Genomic DNA, 15,785 nt, shown 5'->3' on the forward strand with positions numbered 1-15,785 from the left:
TAAGGTTTTTCGAGCCCGGATACGTTCGAGTCGGACCGAACGCAACCACAGGGAGGGGCCATCACCATGACGATCCTGAGGTGCATTCTCGCGGGTGTGGCGCTGGGCATCGCCCTGCTGGCTCCGGCCTTTGCGCCCGCCGTCGGCGGCTGAGGCGACGGCCGGTCCGCCGGCCATCGGAATCGCGATGGCCGACATAGTCGCAACGATTGGTCGCCCCGCCCCGTGCCGATTACCTTGGCGGCATGAGCGATGCCCCGATCGTGACCGAGTGGATCGACCTGAAGGTCGGCGATGCCGTGATGAGCGCCTACCTGGCTCGTCCGGCGGAACCGGGTGAGTATCCCGGAGTCGTTGTGGGACACGAGATCTACGGCCAGCACGCCACGGCGCGAGCGGCCGTAGACCGCCTGGCGTCCCTGGGCGTCGTCGCCGTCCTGCCGGACCTGTTCCACCGCGTCGCGCCGCGCGCCGAGCTGGAGTTGCACGTGGACCGGGAACGCGGTCTGGAACTGCTCCGCACCCTGACCCGTCCCGGGGTGGTCGACGATGTCTCGGCCTGTCTCGACGAATTCCGCGGCCGCGGCGCGGTGTCGCTGAACATGGTCGGCTTCAGCGCGGGCGGGCACGTCGCCTACTACGCCGCCACCCAGCTGCCGCTGGCCGCCACCGCCGCGTTCTACCCGGGCTGGCTCACCAATACCGATATCCCGCTGTCCACACCCGAACCCACCGTCGAAGCCACCCCCGGCATCACGGGCCGGGTCGTGTTGTTCTTCGGCGGTGAGGATCCGCTGATCGATGCCGAGTCTCGCGACGAACTCGAAGAGGCGCTGAGCACAAGCAATATCCAGCACGAGATCGTGGTTTACGACGACGCCCCGCACGGCTTCCTCTTCCCCGGCCGCGATTGGTACCGGCCCGAGGTCGCCGAGGATTCCTGGGCTCGGATCGCGGACCTGTTGCGCGGCTAGCGGATTCGGCACTCCGAGGATTCGATCCTCAGCAGTTACCGAGGATTCGATCCTCAGCACATACCGAGGATTCGATCCTCAGTGCACGCCGAGCATCCGCAGCCCCGCCGTGACCACTGCCGCGGAGAGGATCACTACCAGCAGCGGTGCGCGCTTCCACGCCAGCCCCGCCGCGACCAGCACGCCCGCGGGCAGCGCCCACCCGAATTGGCCGCTGCCCGTGGGCACCAGCGTGGTGACCGCCAGCGCGGTGAGCAACACGACCGACGCGATCTCCAGCAGCCGGATGGTGCGCGGCGAAATCTTGACCCGGCTCCGCAACAGCGGCCCGGCGAATCGGAATGCGAAGGTTCCGAAGGCCAGTGCCATGGCGCCCAGCAACAGTGTCTTGGTCATCGGCCCGTGCCCCGCGAGCCCGATCGGCGTACAGCGGCCGGCATCAGACGGTCCCGGCTGTGGCAGTGGTGGTTTCGATGCCTGCGGTGTGGCTCGCGGTCGTCTCGGCATCCGGCTTCCCGGCACGCCGGACAACCAGTAGGACCGCGGTCAGTGCGAGGAGCACCGGCAGCCCCGCGCCCAGGAACGGCGTGGTCGCCGCGGCGACCACCGCTCCGGCCAGAGCGGCTGTGCGGGTGACGGGTTCGCGCAGTGCGGGCAGCACCAGCGAGAACAGCACGGCCGGGAAAACGGCGTCCAGGCCGAACGCATTCGGATCCGGCACCACCGCGCCGAGAACGGCACCGATGGCCGCGCCCATCGGCCAGGCGGCCGCCACCGAGAGCCCGCACACCCAGTAGGCGGCGCGCCGCCGATCTCGATCCGGCTGGGCCAGGGCCATGGCCACCGATTCGTCGTTCATGACGTGGGTGCCCAGCAGCCGTCGCCAGCCGGTGCCGATCACATCGGGCACGGACAGTCCATAGGGCAGGTGCCGGGCGTTGACCAGCAGTCCCGCCAGCACGGCGGCGACCAGCCCGCCGCCGGCGGTGAGAATGCCGATGAAGACGAATTCCGAGCCGCCGGCCACGACGGCGACGCTCATGAGCACCGGCAGCCAGCCGGGCAGTCCGGAGGTCACCGCGGTAGCGCCGTAGGATACGCCGATCATGGCGACTGCCAGGCAGATCGCCGCGATACCTGTGAGCACACTCCGATCGAGTGTTCGCCATGCCGAACGCATGTTTTCTATAATGAACACAACCGGCCGGGTTCGTCAAAGGGACGTGCCGATATCCCGGTACTGTGAACGCCACCATGACCCAGCAGTCCGACCGCTCAGAGCCTGTGTCTGCCGAACAGGTGCCCGAGTCTGCCCCGCAGGCGCCCGCGTCGCCGCAGGAGGCGATCGCCGCCGCACTGCGCCGGGAGCGGGCTCGCTCCGGACTCTCGCTGACCGAGGTCGCCCGTCGCGCGGGGATCGCCAAATCCACGCTGTCCCAACTGGAATCGGGCTCCGGCAACCCCAGCATCGAAACGCTGTGGGCGCTCTGCCTCGCCCTCGACATTCAGTTCTCGCGGCTGCTGGATCCTCCGACCCCGCAGGTTCAGGTGATCCGCGCGGGTGAGGGTCCGGTCCTCGCCTCGGCGCGGTCCGAGTACCGGACCACCCTGCTCGCGGCCTCCCCGTCCGCGGCCCGCCGTGACGTCTATCGCATCACCGCCGAACCCGGCCATCCCCGCGACTCCGCCCCGCACGCCCGCGGCGTCGTCGAGCACATCGTGCTGTGCGTCGGTCGCGCCAAGGTCGGGCTCGCCGAGGATCCCGTGGAACTCGGGCCCGGCGACTACATCTGCTACCCCGGCGATCTGCCGCACGTCTTCGAGGCCCTCGAGCCGGGCACCTGGGCCCTGCTGGTCAGCGAATACAGCTGATCCGCGAATCCGGCTGCGGCGCGGCCGCTCTCACTGCCCGGCCATCCACCAGGCGGACAGCAGGTGCACGGCCGCCAATCCGACGCAGGTGGCCGCCATCGGCCAGTTGCGCCGTCCTGCACCGATGACCGCGTCGCCGATCTGAGCAAGTCCGGCGACCACCAGTATCGGCGCCAGTCCGCTGTGGGCCCCGATTGCGAGCAGGATCAGCATCACGATGCTCAGCGGCACCGCCCGCGCCCCGTACGCGTACGCGAAAAACAGTGTGCCCGTATTGATCTCGCCACCATCCGGCACCGCCATCGCGGGCCGCGCCATGCCCACCACGCTGGAGACTCCCGAGATCAAGGCGACCGCCGCGTTCGCGATGGCGATTCCGGTGTAAGCGTCCATTTCCTTCACTCCCTAAATCATTCAGAGTCTGAATGTTTCGAGGGAAGTATCATCTGACCCGTGAACGATGTCAAGAAGCCGACCGGGCTCCCGAAAACCGTCTCGTTCCGGCTGGGCACGGTGGGTTCGGTGGTCGCGGACCGCTTCGCCGCGCGCATCGAAACCCTCGATCTGAAGCCCAAGCACGCGGGGCTGATGACCGCGCTGAGCCACGGCGAGGCCGCGTCACAGCAGGAATTGGCGGGCCGGCTCGGCGTCGCGCCGAGTCTGGTGGTGGCGCTGGCCGATCATCTGGAACGACTCGGAGCGATCGAGCGCGTGCGCGATCCCGGGGACCGGCGCCGGCAGGTGCTGACGCTCACCGGGCACGGCTACGCGCTGCTGGTGGAATGCGAAAGGGCCGCGCGAGAACTCGACGACGAACTCACCGCCGGGTTGACCGCCAAGGAGCGCACGACCTTCCTGCGCGCGCTCGGCGTACTGGCCGCCGAAGCCGGTCTGCCCACGGGGGAGTGACGCGTCAGGCCGCGCCCTCGCCGAGGTACTGCAACCACGTCGGATCCAGTTCCGAGCTGGCCGACAGCAACCGCCAGTGCGGACCCTTCGGTGCGACCATCGGATGGTGCAGCGTCCAGCCCAGTTCGCTCAGGAGCTTGTCGGCCTTGCGGTGATTGCAGGGGGCGCAGGAGGCGACGCAGTTCTCCCACGAGTGGGCGCCGCCGCGGCTGCGCGGAATGACGTGATCGATGGTTTCGGCCTTGCCGCCGCAGTAGGCGCAGCGGTAACGGTCGCGATGCATGAGGGCGGCTCGGGTCATGGGTACCCGTGCCCGGTAGGGGACGCGCACGTAGTTGCGTAGTCGGATGACCGAGGGGAGCGCCACCGAGGTGCCGGCGGAATGCACGACCGGACCTTCCGGATTGTCGTGCACGGTGTCGGCCTTGTCGCAGATCAGCAGCACGATGGCGCGACGTGCGGACAGGGCGGTGAGCGGCTCGTACGTGGCGTTCAGCAGCAGCACGCGGCGTTTGGCCCAGGCGGGAACGGGTGCTGCGGTGGGCGGATGATGCGCGTGCTCGCGGTGGTCGCCCGGATGGGCGGGCTCGGGATGAGCGCCCAGGTGATGCTCGGAATGAGAATGTTCGGACAGCAAGTGCAGCGGAGTAGCCCCCGACCCACGATTGTGGACGTCGGCGGGCTGGAGTTGTCGGTGGGTCCGCGCCTCGTGTCGGGCGCCGTGCCGCTGCTTCATGGGCCATACCCCGGTTTCGTATTCGTCCGATTGTGTGGTATCTCGGCAGACTGCCACCCAGTTGACCATGACTCGCCGCACATTGCACGGTGATTTCGCACATTGTCGGGCACATTCGGATGAACGGGACGTGACAATCTTGCACGCGGGCCGGCCGGGTGTCGAGAAAGGCTGTTCCGAGCTGCGAACGCTGTGCTGAGGGGCGTCGATGGGCCGCATCGAGGGTGCACGCGGACGGGATGTCGCGGGAGTGGGCACAATGGGGACGTGACTTCCGGCGAGCAGACTGCAACCTCCTTCTATCAAGCCGTGGGCGGCGAGAAGACGTTCCATCGGATCGTCGCGGCGTTCTACCGCGAGGTGGCGCAGGACGAGGTGTTGCGGCCGCTGTATCCGGAGCAGGACCTGGGCCCGGCCGAGCGACGCCTGCGGATGTTCCTGGAGCAGTACTGGGGCGGGCCGCGGACCTACTCCGATGAGCGTGGGCATCCGCGCCTTCGGATGCGGCACATGCCGTTCAAGGTCGGGCCGATCGAGCGGGACGCGTGGCTGCAAGCCATGCGCATCGGGGTGGCGGAGATCGAGCCGGAGGTGCTCGACGATGCGCACCGGCAGCAGCTGCTCGACTACTTCGAGATGGCCGCTAATTCGCTGATCAACTCGCCTTTCTGAGTTCGATACGCAGAAATACCAGCGCCCCACAGTGTTTCCCGGCGCCCGCAGCTGCCCGCTGATCATTTGCTGAAACTGGACAAGTCCGTTCGACGCGCCCGCGAAAGTCACTGTGCTTTGGCACCATTACGGCTGTGACTGATTTTTCCGCCGGAGCCGGGGGCGGGGCCGATCCGGCCCCGTGGTGGCGATCGGCAGTGTTCTACCAGGTCTACCCGCGTTCCTTCGCCGATTCCGGCGGTGACGGTATCGGCGATCTGGGTGGAGTACGTGACCGCCTGGGCTATCTCGAGCTACTCGGGGTGGACGCGCTGTGGATCTGCCCGGTGATGCGCTCGCCCATGGCCGACGGCGGCTACGACGTGTCGGACCCGCGCGATATCGACCCGCTGTTCGGTGGCCTCGAGGCGCTCGACGAGATCATCGCCGAGGCGCACGACCGGGCCATGCGGGTGACCATGGACCTGGTGCCCAACCACACCAGCGATCAGCATCCGTGGTTCCGGGCGGCGCTGGCGGCGGGGCCGGGGAGTCCGGAGCGGGCGCGGTACCTCTTCCGCGACGGCCGCGGGCCGGACGGCGCTGTGCCGCCGAACAACTGGCCGAGCATCTTCGGCGGTCCGGCCTGGACCCGGGTGACCGAACCGGACGGTAGTCCGGGGCAGTGGTACCTGCACATCTTCGCCGCCGAACAACCCGACCTGAATTGGGAAAACCCCGAGGTCGCAGCCGATTTCGAACAAACCCTGCGGTTCTGGCTGGACCGCGGCGTGGATGGTTTCCGGATCGACGTGGCCCACGGCATGGCCAAACCCCCGGGCCTGCCCGATATGGAACGCGTCGACATGCGGATGCTCCACCTCGAGGACGACGATCCGCGCTTCAACAACCCCGGCGCGCACGACATCCACCGCCGGATCCGGAAGGTGATGGACGAGTATCCGCACGCGGTCGCCATCGGCGAGGTGTGGGTCGACGACAACACCCGCTTCGGCGAATACGTCCGGCCCGACGAACTGCACCTGGCCTTCAATTTCCGGCTCGCCCAGACGCCCTTCCGGCCGGATCGGATCCGCGCGGCCGTGGACAATTCGCTGCGCGCGGTGGCCGGGGTCGGCGCGACGCCCACCTGGACGCTGTCCAACCACGACATCGAGCGCGAGGTCACCCGCTATGGCGGCGGGCTCGTCGGGCAGGCGCGGGCGCGGGCCATGATCCTGCTGGAGCTGGCGCTGCCGGGCAGCGTATTCGTCTACAACGGAGCCGAATTGGGGCTGGCCAATGTGGACGACCTCCCCGAGTGGGCGCTGCAGGACCCCACCTGGGAGCGCTCCGGGCACACCGAGCGCGGCCGGGACGGGTGCCGGGTGCCGCTGCCGTGGGAGGGGGAGTCGCCGCCGTTCGGGTTCACGACAGGGGTGCCGTGGCTGCCCATGCCGCCGGAGTGGGTGGCGCTGACCGTGGAGGCGCAGCTGGAGCGACTGGATTCCATGCTGTCGCTGTACCGGATGGCGATCGAATTGCGGGCCGTCCGGCCGGAATTCGGGGGATTCGAGCTGGAGTGGTACTCGAGTCCGCCCGGCTGCCTCGCCTTCCGGCGCGAGGGCGGTCTGCTGTGCGTGCTCAATGCCACCGATGCGCCGATCCTGCTCCCCGCGGGCGAGGTGCTGCTGGCGAGCGCGGCGATCAATGCGCGGCGAGAACTTCCGGCGAACTCGACGGCCTGGCTGGTCTGAAAGAGGTTTGTCACGACACGGCCGCACTACCCCTTACCGGTCGTAGTAGTCACACGGGCATCGACTACCGTTGGCCCGTGAGCATTCTCCAGACAGTGCTGATCTACGTCGGCATCCCGGTCGCGATCTATCTGTTGATCGCCGGATTGTCGTTCCTCGGCAAGCCGCTGCCCGGCAAGAAGCCGGAACACTACGAACTCGGTGCGAAGTGGACCCAGCCCCCGGTGCTGTGGAGCGCGACCGACGAGGTGACCGGATCCGGCCACCACGACACTGCTGATTCGCATGGTGACCATGCGGCTATCGAATCCGCCCACGCGGAGCTGATCGGAGGCCGGGCAAGTGGCAAGTTCTAATTGGCCCGCGGTGGACGAGGCCGACCTACCCCACGGTTACGCGATCACCACGAGTGGACGTGTCTCCGGTGTGCACGAGGCCGGCGACGTCTTCAAGGAAGCGCCGTTCAGCGACCGCGAGCGGCTGCTCATGGACAATGCGCTCACCGACGCCACCCGCGCCACCAAGGTGCGCTTCAACATCTACATCGGTGACCTGGGCTCCGACTCGGCCGCCGGCGTGGACGCCCTGTTCCCCTCCACCCCCGACGCCGCCCGCTCGGTGCTCATCGCGGTGGACCCGAACACCAGCTCCGTCGAGGTACGCTCCGGCCGCGACGTCGCCGAACGCGCCAACGACCGCGTCTGCCAGCTCGGCGCCACCGCCGCCACCAGCTCCTTCCGTCAGGGCGAGCTGATCGACGGCCTGGTCTCGGCCGTGCGCGTGATGGCCGCCGCCATCGGGCGGGTCTAGCCGACTCTCGGCACTTCTCGGGGGCTTCGCCCCTGAAACCCCAAGGGACGTTTGGGGGCTCAGCCCCCGAACCCCGAGGGATGAAGGTCGCGCACCGACCCCCGCACGCCCCGCATTTCGCCCTGAGCAGATCGGGGCGCGGGGGCGGGGTGGGGGAATTTACGCTCGGGAGATGGCCGAGCATCCACGTTTGAAAGCAATTCCCGGTGGTCTCGACGGAGGGGCACGTGCGGTGCGTCCGGCGCCGGTACGCGAGCCGCTGTGGCGGGAGGCGCTCGGCGGTCAGTTGCGCTCGCTTCGGCTGGAGCGGGGGGAGAAGCTGACGGAAACCGCTGGGCGGGCCGGTATTTCGCCGCAGTACCTGTCCGAGGTCGAACGGGGGCGCAAGGAGCCTTCCAGCGAGATGATCGCGGCCTTGGCCGGGGCTCTGGGCACCAGCCTGGGTTCGCTCACACGGCAGGTGGCCGAGGACCTGCTTCGCGCCCGTCCCACCCCGGCCCGGCACCCGGCCATCTCGCCGCTGGCGATCTCCCCCGTCCTGCTGGCCGCCTGATCCACGAGCAGGCGTTGGCGCACCTGCCTTTTCGGCGTTGTGCGTGCACCAGCGCATGCTCGTGGGCGTTCAGGCGCGGGGGCCGAGGAGATGGTCGGCCAGGCCGTAGTCGAGCGCCGTTTGCGCGGTGAAGACCCGGTCCCGGTCGGTGTCGCGGCGCAGGGTTTCCGCGGACTGGCCGGTGTGGGTGGCGAGGATGGCTTCGATCTGGGCGCGCATGCGGACGATTTCGTCGGCCTGCAGGATCAGGTCGGGGATGGTGCCCTGACCTCGAATCGCGGGCTGGTGCAGGACGATTCGGGAGTGCGGGAGGACATTGCGGCGGCCCTTCGCGCCGCCGGCCAGCAGCACCGCGCCCACCGCGATCGCCTGGCCGACGCAGGTGGTCACCACGGGGGACTGGATGTGCTGCATGGTGTCGTAGACCGCGAGCATGGCAGGCAGGTCGCCGCCCTCGCAATTGATGTAGAGGTTGATGTCCTGGCCCGGGCTTTCCGCGTCCAGGTGGAGGAGCTGGGCGATCAGGGCATTGGCGACACCGGAGTCGATGGGCGTGCCGAGATAGACGATGCGTTCGGTGAGCAGATGCGAGTAAACGTCCATGATCCGCTCGCCGCGCGGGTCGCGGGCGATCACATTGGGAATCGTGTAGCTGCTCATGCCGAGATCCCCAGCTTCTGGCGCTGCGGGACGACCTGGTGGAAGGAGTCCACGATGCCGTCGATGAAGCCGTACTCGCGGGCCTGCGTCGCGGTGAACCAGCGGTCGTGCAGCGAGTCCTCGAAGACCTGGTCGTAGGGCTGGCCGGTGTCGGCGGCGATCAGGCCGAGCACCGTCTGCACGGTGTAGCGCAGGTCGTCGGCCTGCACCTCCACCTCGACGGCACTGCCGCCGATGCCCGCCGAACCCTGGTGCATGAGGATGCGGGCGTGCGGCAGGGCGTAGCGGTGCCCGGGTGTCCCCGCCGACAGCAGGAATTGTCCCGCGCTGCAGGCCAATCCGAGGGCCAGTGTGGACACCGTGCCCGGCACCAGCCGCATGACGTCGCGGATGGCGAGCATGGCGGGCACGGACCCGCCGGGCGAATGGATCCACAGCGAGATGTCGGCCTCGGGATCCTCGGCCGCCAGCGTGAGCAGCTGGGTCATGAGCAGCGTGCCGTTGTCGTCGTCGAGCGGTCCGTCCAGCACCAGCACCCGGCGGGCGAAGAGCTGTTCCCTGGTGTGCCAGTTGAACATCGGAGTTTTGTTCTCTGCCATGCCTTCACGGTGCCGGAGCGGACCGCCGGAAGTCCTGCCGCGCTGCTGTGGGCGGATCCGCCCACAGCAGCGTCTGCCGGGCTAGTGCCGGTGGCAGGTGTCGGCGACGCGGTCGAACTTGGCCCGCACGGGTTCGCTGCCGGGGGCGTGGTCGCGGCGGATGTGCTCGATGCGGTCCTCGACGTCGGGGTACTGGGACACGATGCGGAAGAAGGACTCGGGCCGGGCCTCGGGCGGCAGCTGGTACATCACCGCGAGCCCGGAGGTGAGTTCCAGGTGGCCGTCGATGAGCCGGGCCAGCACCGGATCCTGATCCTCGAGGGTGGCGTCGATCTGGGCCCAGCTGCAGGTGGAACGGGTGAGCGAGTCATCGTCGTCGGCGGCAGCCACCCCGGTGCCGGAAAGCACTGCGGCGGAGCAGATTCCGGTGACGGCGAGAGCGGCGGCGGCGTGACGGGTCCAGGATGTCATGGTGGATGGCCTCATTCGGTCGGGATGGCTTGCGGCACCGATCATGTCGGACTCCGGGCCTGGCAGACCCCGTCCGGCGGGGCTTCTTCAGCGACTCTTCAGTCGGCGGCCCCGGACAGCCGACAGCCCCTCCCGAACGGATTCGGGAGGGGCTGTGACGGTCGAAATATGCTGCCGTGCAGTGCTTTCTAGCTGCGGTCGAAGGCGCGGGCGCGCAGCGAGCGCTCGATGCCCGCCTTGCCCTCCACTACCAGGCGGCGCAGCGCCGGCGGGTGATCACCGGCGAGGAACTTGTCGGCCACCGCCACGGCCTCCTCGGTGACGGCCCAGTGCGGGTACAGCCCCACCACGACCGTCTGGGCGACCTCGCTGGACCGGCGCTCCCACACCGACGCGATCTCGGCGAAGTAGCGCTCCACGTACGGGGCCAGCAGCGCGGCCTGGCCCGCCGGGGCGAAACCGGTGACGATGGCGCGGGCGGTGATGTTCGGCACCGTGTCGTCGCCCATGACGGTGTCCCACGCCGATTTCTTGACCGCCGCCTGCGGGCGGGCGGTGGCCGCGGCGGCGGCCTGGCGGCGGCCCGCGGCGGTGTCGTCGCCCGCGAGTTCCGCGTCGATGAGCGGGGTTTCGATGCCGTCGGCGTCGATGGCCCCGGCGGCCGCGAGCGCCTGGGTGATGCGCCAGCGCAGGTCGGTGTCGACGGTCAGGCCAGGCAGGCCGACGCCCTCCGGGTCACCGGCGGGCAGCCGGCGCAGCACCTGGATGTGCTGCGGCGAGAGCAGCGCACCGGTCAGCGCGTTGACGAACGCCAGCTGGTGGTCCGATCCCGCACCGGCGGCACGGGCCAGTTCCAGCAGGCGGTCGGCGTAGGCGGGCCAGCCCTCGGCGCGCGCCCACTCGGGGTCGGCGTAGGCGCCGAGCGCGGTGCCGGCCTGCATGAGCAGCCGCTGGACGACACCGATCTCGGTTTCCGCGCCGACGCCGCGCTGCACCAGCGCCACGAAATCGCGGGCCTTCATCTCGGCCTGCCGGGTCATCTCCCAGGCGGCCGACCAGGCCAGCGTGCGGGGCAGCGGGTCGGCGATATCGGCGATGCGCGCCACCACCGTGTCGAGGGAGCCGGCGTCCAGGCGAACCGAGCAGTAGGTGAGGTCGTCGTCGTTGACCAGCACCAGCTTGCCCCGGCCGACGCCGACCAGCTCGGGCACCTCGGTGCGCTCGGCGGGATCGATGTCGAGCTCGACGCGCTTGGTGCGCACCAGCTTTCCGTCCTGGTCGTCGTAGACGCCGATGGCCAGGCGGTGCACGCGGCGCTCACCGGCGCCGGGCTCCGCGCCCTGCTGGACGACCGCGAAGGACGCGAAGTTGCCGTCCGTGTCCACGGTGAAGTCCGGGCGCAGGATGTTCAGGCCGGTGGTCTTGAGCCACTGCGCGCCCCAGTCGGACAGGTCGCGGCCGGACGCCTTCTCCAGCGCGCCCACCAGATCGTCGAATGTGGCGTTGCCGTAGGCGTGTTCGGTGAAGTAGTCGCGCAGACCGGCCAGGAACGGCTCCTCACCGACGTAGGCCACCAGCTGCTTGAGCACGGACGCGCCCTTGGCGTAGGTGATGCCGTCGAAGTTCACCTCGACCGCGGCCAGGTCCGGGATGTCGGCGGCGATCGGGTGGGTCGAGGGCAACTGGTCCTGCCGGTACGCCCACGACTTCTCGACATTGGCGAAAGTGGTCCAGGCATTGGTGTATTCGGTCGCGCCGACCTGGCACAGCACCGAGGCGAAGGTGGCGAACGACTCGTTCAGCCACAGGTCGTCCCACCACTTCATGGTGACCAGGTCGCCGAACCACATGTGCGCCATCTCGTGCAGCACCGTCTCGCAGCGGCGCTCGTAGGAGGCGCGAGTTACCTTGGAGCGGAAGACATAGTCCTCGAGGAAGGTGACCGCGCCCGCGTTCTCCATGGCGCCCGCATTGAATTCGGGCACGAACAGCTGGTCGTACTTGCCGAAGGCATAGGGCACACCGAAATTGGTGTGGTAGAAGCCGAAGCCCTGCTTGGTCTCGGTGAAAAGCCGTTCGGCGTCCATGAATTCGGCCAGCGAGGCGCGGCAGTAGATGCCGAGCGGGATCTCACCGTGCGAATCGCTGTACGAGTCGGTCCACTTCGCGTACGGACCGGCGATGAGCGCGACCAGGTAGGTGCTCATGCGCGGGGTGGTGGCGAAGGTGTGGCGGACCACGGTGCCGATGGTGTGGGTGTCGGTGACCGCGCCGTTGGAGATGACCTCCCAGTCCTCGGGCGCGGTGACGATCACGTCGTAGGTGGCCTTGAGGTCGGGCTGGTCGAAGCAGGCGAACATGCGCTTGCAGTCGGCGGTTTCGAACTGCGAGTACAGGTAGACCTTGTTGTCGGTGGGGTCGACGAAGCGGTGCAGGCCCTCACCGGTGTTCGAGTACTCGCCGTCGGCCTGGATGACGAGCTCGTTGTTCGCGGCCAGGTTCGGCAGGGTGAGGCCCTGCTCCTCGTCGTAGCCGCTCACATCCAGGGCCACGCCGTTGAGCACGGCCGAGCGCACACCCGCGCCCACGAAGTCGATGAAGGTCTGCGCACCCGGGGTCGCGGTGAAGGTCACCGTGGACTTCGAGTGGAAGGTCTCCCTGCGCGGCTCTTCGGCACCGGTGGGCTGTCCGGTCAGGTCCAGTTCGACCCGGTAGTTCTCCACCTGGACCGTCGCGGCGCGTTCGATCGCCTGCTCGCGGGTGAGATTCGGTGCGGACAAGGGGGCTCCTTAGCTCTCGGAGAACTTCTGCCGTGCAGGTGCACCCGGATCGCTGAGCGGTGCTGCCCAGGGCTCGGTGCGGGATGCGATGCGCCCGCGCGAGGTATCGAGCGGACCGAACAATTCTCCACTCACGACCCGGCGCGGATACGACGTTCCCCACAATGCCACGTCCCGCCGACCCGTGGCTCGGGCCCGCGCGCGGGCCGGTGGTTCCCGACCCGCGCGGGCCGGTGGTTCCGACCCGCGCGGTCCGGTTGCTCCAGGTCGAATGCGATCGGGCGTTCGACCGGGCGTCGAGGCGGACGGTGCCCGTCGGTAAGCTCTGCGGCGGCAGCAATCGCCCAGCACGAGGAGGACCGTTGAAGCACATCCACGCCGGTAAGGTGCGCGACCTGTACGAGGACGGCGATTCGCTGATCCTGGTCGCATCCGACCGGGTGTCGGTGTACGACGTGGTGCTGCCGACCCCGATTCCGGACAAGGGCGCGCTGCTCACCCAGCTGTCCAACTGGTGGTTCGGCTTCTTCTCCGATGTTCCCAACCACATTCTGTCCACCACCGACGTGCCCGCCGAGTTCGCGGGCCGCGGGGTGCGCGTCAAGCCGCTGAAGATGCTGAAGGTGGAGTGCATCGCGCGCGGCTACCTGACCGGCGGTGGCCTGGCCGAATACCAGCGCTCCGGCACCGTGTCCGGCATCGCGCTGCCGCCCGGCCTGCGTGACGGCGACAAGTTGCCCGAACCCATCTTCACCCCCACCACCAAGGCCGACGCCGGGCACGACGAGCCCATCAGCTTCGCGGACGTGGTGAACCAGGAGGGCAGGGAGGTCGCCGAGCAGTTGCGCGGCCTGACCCTCGAGATCTATGCCCGCGGTGCCGAGCACGCTGCCGCGCGCGGGGTCATCATCGCCGACACGAAGATCGAACTCGGTTGGGACGGAGACGTTCTCACCGTCGGCGACGAGGTGCTGACCTCGGACTCCTCCCGCTTCTGGCCCGCCGACGACTACGAGCCCGGCCGCCCGCAGAAGTCGTTCGACAAGCAGTTCGTCCGCGACTGGTCGACCTCCACCGGATGGAACAAGGAGTACCCGGGCCCGGAGATTCCGGCCGAGGTGATCGAGGTGACCCGCCAGAAGTACGTCGCGGCCTACGAGCTCATCACGGGCAATACCTGGAGCGGCGTTCAGGGCTAGGCCCGGGCTAGGCCGGAACCGGTTCGGCGGCAAGGAAGTCCGTGACGAATGCGTCGGCCCGGCGCTCCAGCTCGGAGTACTGGGCCACGCGTTCCGCGCCGACGGTGGCCGCGTCGATGAGGAGCTGCCCGTCGGCATCGAGGCGCTGGCGGCGCTCCTCCGCATCGGGGAGCAAGCCGACGGCGGAGTACGAGAATCCGCAGTAGTAGGCGATTCCCATGCTGAGCTGGCCCTCCAGTGCCTGCTGTATGAAGTCGACGGTCGGATCGCCCGCGGCGACCCCGCCCAGGCCGAGCCACAGCATGCGCTTGCCCGCGAGGCGAGGCTTGCTGCGGCCGTAGGCGAATCCGTAGTTCCACACCCGATCGATCCAGCCCTTGAGCAGCGCGGGGACGCTCGCCCAGTAGACCGGGAAGACGGCGATCACGACATCGGCGGCCAGGATGCGGTCCATGTGCAGATGGACCTCGGGGGAGTAGGTCTTCTCTCGATTACCCCAGTCGGGCTGGTCGGCCTCGGTCATGCGCGGGTCGAAGCCCTCGGCCCGCAGATCCAGCAGGTCGACGCGGTGTCCGGCGGACTCGAGCCGGGCGACGGTCCGGCGGGCGATGTGGGCGGTCAGGGAATCGGATCGGTGGTGAGCGATCACCACCAGGGCGTTATGCTGACGGGTATCATTGTGCGACAAGGGATTTCCTCCTGGATCGGGGCGATACTACGTTCCGGTGTTCCCAGTACACCCGTCTCCGCGTGGACGATCCATAGGCAAAGCGCTCTGCTGGATAGGAATTCGTCTACGCTCGTTCGAGTGGATCCCATGAGCAAGCTGCTGAGCGGTATTCGGGCCGAGGGTTCGGTGGTGACGCACGCCGTGATGCCTGCACCGTGGACCATCCGCTTTGCCGACCACGCTCCGCTGACCATGATCACGGTCCTGCGCGGCGGCGGCACCCTGCGCACACCCGACGGCGGCAGCAGGCCGCTCGCGGTCGGCGATACCGCGCTGGTGCGTGGACTGCAGACCTTCCACCTGGTATCGGACGGGTTCCGGACCCCGACGGACGCTGCGGACCTGAAGACTCACCAGGATTGCCGCGACGGGAAGCCCGCTGAGTACGAGATCTCCTGCTTCACCGGCGATTCCGCGTGCACCGCCGAGGAGCTGTCCGGAATCCATTGGGGCAGTGAGGCGAATGCCACCGCCCTGATGGTCGGTGCCTACCGCACCTCGGCCCGCCGGAACGAACGCCTGCTGCATTCGCTCCCGCCCGTCCTGGTGGTCACCGACGACTTCGACACGTGTGGCTGGATCGAATCCGCCGCGGCCTCCGCCGTCGATCAGAGCGCCGGTTCGCAGGCCATGGTGGACCGCCTCCTCGACTGGAGCCTGGTCTGCACCCTGCGCACCTGGTTCGACCAGGCCGGTCCCGCCGCCCCGGGCTGGTTCCGCGGACTGTCCGACCCGATCGTGGGCCCAGCCCTGACCGCCATCCACACCACCCCCGGCGCACCCTGGACCGTCGCCACCCTTGCCGCCGAATCCCGGGTCTCCCGTTCACTTTTCGCCAAGCGATTCACGGCCGTCGTGGGCCGGCCGCCGTTGGCCTACCTGACCGAATCCCGCATGCACGAGGCCGAGGAACTCCTCACCGCCACCGACCTCACCATCGCGCAGATCGCCAAATCCCTCGGCTACGCCGACCCGTTCGGCTTCTCCGCCGCCTTCAAACGCCACCGCGGCCAGAGCCCCACCGCCTTCCGCGCTACCGCTGCCTGACCTGTAGCGGTACCTGAACGCGGTGCGGCAGCCCTTC

The 15,785-nt window shown here is 68.7% G+C and carries 19 protein-coding genes; 10 read left to right on the plus strand and 9 right to left on the minus strand.

Going from position 1 to position 15,785, the window contains the following annotated elements; all coding sequences use genetic code 11:
• The first annotated feature begins 245 nt into the window (after nt 1-245).
• The gene (locus ACQP1O_RS07735; protein ID WP_433565166.1) at nt 246-974 is read left to right on the plus strand and encodes a dienelactone hydrolase family protein; all 729 of its coding nucleotides are present in this window, start codon (nt 246-248) and stop codon (nt 972-974) included.
• 78 nt (nt 975-1,052) lie between these two features.
• Here ACQP1O_RS07735 and ACQP1O_RS07740 read toward each other — a convergent pair whose 3' ends face one another.
• Entirely contained in the window at nt 1,053-1,370 is a 318-nt protein-coding gene (locus tag ACQP1O_RS07740; RefSeq protein WP_433565167.1) for an AzlD domain-containing protein, read from the minus strand.
• Between the two features lie 43 nt (nt 1,371-1,413).
• A complete protein-coding gene (locus ACQP1O_RS07745) occupies nt 1,414-2,154 on the minus strand; it encodes an AzlC family ABC transporter permease (protein WP_433565168.1) in 741 nt (246 codons plus the stop codon).
• Between the two features lie 62 nt (nt 2,155-2,216).
• Between ACQP1O_RS07745 and ACQP1O_RS07750 the strand changes: the two genes are divergently transcribed.
• Nucleotides 2,217-2,846 (plus strand): helix-turn-helix domain-containing protein, encoded by a 630-nt coding sequence (locus ACQP1O_RS07750; protein WP_433565169.1) that lies wholly within the window; start codon nt 2,217-2,219, stop codon nt 2,844-2,846.
• A 30-nt stretch (nt 2,847-2,876) separates the two neighbouring features.
• Here ACQP1O_RS07750 and ACQP1O_RS07755 read toward each other — a convergent pair whose 3' ends face one another.
• Complete coding sequence (locus ACQP1O_RS07755; RefSeq protein WP_433565170.1) at nt 2,877-3,239, minus strand: hypothetical protein; 363 nt, start codon at nt 3,237-3,239, stop codon at nt 2,877-2,879.
• A gap of 60 nt (nt 3,240-3,299) precedes the next feature.
• Between ACQP1O_RS07755 and ACQP1O_RS07760 the strand changes: the two genes are divergently transcribed.
• Nucleotides 3,300-3,755 carry a MarR family winged helix-turn-helix transcriptional regulator gene (locus ACQP1O_RS07760; protein WP_433565171.1) on the plus strand — a complete coding sequence of 152 codons (456 nt, stop codon included), beginning with the start codon at nt 3,300-3,302 and terminating at the stop codon, nt 3,753-3,755.
• Between the two features lie 4 nt (nt 3,756-3,759).
• On the opposite strand, the gene ACQP1O_RS07765 is transcribed toward ACQP1O_RS07760, so the two are convergent.
• A complete protein-coding gene (locus ACQP1O_RS07765) occupies nt 3,760-4,491 on the minus strand; it encodes an HNH endonuclease (protein WP_402767376.1) in 732 nt (243 codons plus the stop codon).
• Between the two features lie 267 nt (nt 4,492-4,758).
• Here ACQP1O_RS07765 and ACQP1O_RS07770 point away from each other — a divergent pair, with 267 nt between their 5' ends.
• The 5 genes from ACQP1O_RS07770 to ACQP1O_RS07790 all read left to right on the plus strand — a co-directional run bounded on the left by ACQP1O_RS07770 (nt 4,759) and on the right by ACQP1O_RS07790 (nt 8,262).
• Nucleotides 4,759-5,163 carry a globin gene (locus ACQP1O_RS07770; protein ID WP_433565172.1) on the plus strand — a complete coding sequence of 135 codons (405 nt, stop codon included), beginning with the start codon at nt 4,759-4,761 and terminating at the stop codon, nt 5,161-5,163.
• A gap of 134 nt (nt 5,164-5,297) precedes the next feature.
• A complete protein-coding gene (locus ACQP1O_RS07775; RefSeq protein WP_433565173.1) occupies nt 5,298-6,899 on the plus strand; it encodes a glycoside hydrolase family 13 protein in 1,602 nt (533 codons plus the stop codon).
• A gap of 77 nt (nt 6,900-6,976) precedes the next feature.
• Entirely contained in the window at nt 6,977-7,255 is a 279-nt protein-coding gene (ctaJ, locus tag ACQP1O_RS07780; protein WP_433565174.1) for an aa3-type cytochrome oxidase subunit CtaJ, read from the plus strand.
• On the plus strand, nt 7,242-7,709 hold the full coding sequence (locus ACQP1O_RS07785; RefSeq protein ID WP_433565175.1) for a DUF5130 domain-containing protein: 468 nt from the start codon (nt 7,242-7,244) through the stop codon (nt 7,707-7,709). Before ctaJ ends, ACQP1O_RS07785 begins: the two co-directional genes overlap by 14 nt.
• Nucleotides 7,710-7,941: 232 nt before the next feature.
• Nucleotides 7,942-8,262, plus strand: coding sequence for a helix-turn-helix domain-containing protein (locus ACQP1O_RS07790; protein WP_433565176.1), 321 nt, complete (start codon nt 7,942-7,944; stop codon nt 8,260-8,262).
• Nucleotides 8,263-8,331: 69 nt separating this feature from the next.
• Here ACQP1O_RS07790 and ACQP1O_RS07795 read toward each other — a convergent pair whose 3' ends face one another.
• From ACQP1O_RS07795 to pepN, 4 genes are all read right to left on the minus strand, one after another.
• A complete protein-coding gene (locus tag ACQP1O_RS07795) occupies nt 8,332-8,922 on the minus strand; it encodes a ClpP family protease (protein ID WP_379382615.1) in 591 nt (196 codons plus the stop codon).
• Nucleotides 8,919-9,521, minus strand: coding sequence for a ClpP family protease (locus tag ACQP1O_RS07800; protein ID WP_354834686.1), 603 nt, complete (start codon nt 9,519-9,521; stop codon nt 8,919-8,921). The genes ACQP1O_RS07795 and ACQP1O_RS07800 overlap by 4 nt, the downstream gene beginning before the upstream one ends.
• A gap of 81 nt (nt 9,522-9,602) precedes the next feature.
• On the minus strand, nt 9,603-9,992 hold the full coding sequence (locus ACQP1O_RS07805; protein WP_433565177.1) for a hemophore-related protein: 390 nt from the start codon (nt 9,990-9,992) through the stop codon (nt 9,603-9,605).
• A 188-nt stretch (nt 9,993-10,180) separates the two neighbouring features.
• Nucleotides 10,181-12,772: an aminopeptidase N gene (pepN, locus tag ACQP1O_RS07810; RefSeq protein ID WP_433565178.1), complete on the minus strand. Its 2,592-nt coding sequence runs from the start codon at nt 12,770-12,772 to the stop codon at nt 10,181-10,183.
• 362 nt (nt 12,773-13,134) lie between these two features.
• Here pepN and ACQP1O_RS07815 point away from each other — a divergent pair, with 362 nt between their 5' ends.
• Nucleotides 13,135-13,971 (plus strand): phosphoribosylaminoimidazolesuccinocarboxamide synthase, encoded by an 837-nt coding sequence (locus tag ACQP1O_RS07815; protein ID WP_433565179.1) that lies wholly within the window; start codon nt 13,135-13,137, stop codon nt 13,969-13,971.
• 7 nt (nt 13,972-13,978) lie between these two features.
• Here ACQP1O_RS07815 and ACQP1O_RS07820 read toward each other — a convergent pair whose 3' ends face one another.
• The gene (locus tag ACQP1O_RS07820) at nt 13,979-14,659 is read right to left on the minus strand and encodes an NAD(P)H oxidoreductase (protein ID WP_433565180.1); all 681 of its coding nucleotides are present in this window, start codon (nt 14,657-14,659) and stop codon (nt 13,979-13,981) included.
• 129 nt (nt 14,660-14,788) lie between these two features.
• Between ACQP1O_RS07820 and ACQP1O_RS07825 the strand changes: the two genes are divergently transcribed.
• Nucleotides 14,789-15,748 carry an AraC family transcriptional regulator gene (locus ACQP1O_RS07825; protein WP_433565181.1) on the plus strand — a complete coding sequence of 320 codons (960 nt, stop codon included), beginning with the start codon at nt 14,789-14,791 and terminating at the stop codon, nt 15,746-15,748.
• Nucleotides 15,749-15,785: the final 37 nt, after the last annotated feature.

This window comes from Nocardia sp. CA-151230 (genome assembly GCF_050942175.1).
GTDB lineage: Bacteria > Actinomycetota > Actinomycetes > Mycobacteriales > Mycobacteriaceae > Nocardia.

Coding starts and splice junctions, on each gene's coding strand:
- ACQP1O_RS07745 (WP_433565168.1), bottom strand. CDS start 2,154: ATGCGTTCGGCATGGCGAACACTCGATCGGAGTGTGCTCACAGGTATC.
- ACQP1O_RS07765 (WP_402767376.1), bottom strand. CDS start 4,491: ATGAAGCAGCGGCACGGCGCCCGACACGAGGCGCGGACCCACCGACAA.
- ACQP1O_RS07740 (WP_433565167.1), bottom strand. CDS start 1,370: ATGACCAAGACACTGTTGCTGGGCGCCATGGCACTGGCCTTCGGAACC.
- ACQP1O_RS07825 (WP_433565181.1), top strand. CDS start 14,789: ATGAGCAAGCTGCTGAGCGGTATTCGGGCCGAGGGTTCGGTGGTGACG.
- ACQP1O_RS07805 (WP_433565177.1), bottom strand. CDS start 9,992: ATGACATCCTGGACCCGTCACGCCGCCGCCGCTCTCGCCGTCACCGGA.
- ACQP1O_RS07800 (WP_354834686.1), bottom strand. CDS start 9,521: ATGGCAGAGAACAAAACTCCGATGTTCAACTGGCACACCAGGGAACAG.
- ACQP1O_RS07735 (WP_433565166.1), top strand. CDS start 246: ATGAGCGATGCCCCGATCGTGACCGAGTGGATCGACCTGAAGGTCGGC.
- ACQP1O_RS07755 (WP_433565170.1), bottom strand. CDS start 3,239: ATGGACGCTTACACCGGAATCGCCATCGCGAACGCGGCGGTCGCCTTG.
- ACQP1O_RS07795 (WP_379382615.1), bottom strand. CDS start 8,922: ATGAGCAGCTACACGATTCCCAATGTGATCGCCCGCGACCCGCGCGGC.